This window comes from Pseudomonas sp. AC083 (genome assembly GCF_979253165.1).
The window spans coordinates 1-279 of the sequence record NZ_CEEDDH010000101.1 but is presented as its reverse complement, the minus strand read 5'-3'; the positions used below and the strand labels follow the sequence as shown (position 1 = coordinate 279).

Below are 279 nucleotides of genomic sequence, written 5' to 3'. Positions count from 1 at the left end.
CTTTTGACGACGCTCACCCTACTATGACAGTGGCGTTGGGATCCCAATATCGACTGCACGCTATCGGGTTTGGGCTGTCCTACCGGCCCTCGGTCGTCATTCGCCACCACACCCTGACGAGGGTGACGATCGACGACCTCGTCAATACCGCGATGATGCCCCACCACGTCGGGGTGTTGCTACGTGCGGCCGTCCTGGCGCGTCGGTCCATCGTCATCGCCGGAGACCAGGGTGCGGGCAAGACGACGCTGCTACGGGCTTTGGTTGACGCTATCCCAC

The 279-nt window shown here is 62.4% G+C and carries 1 protein-coding gene; it reads left to right on the top strand.

The window, feature by feature from the left end:
- Nucleotides 1-23 precede the first annotated feature (23 nt).
- Nucleotides 24-279, top strand: a 256-nt coding sequence (locus AC0IXA_RS27370; protein ID WP_471814892.1) for an ATPase, T2SS/T4P/T4SS family, incomplete at its 3' end; no start/stop codon positions are given.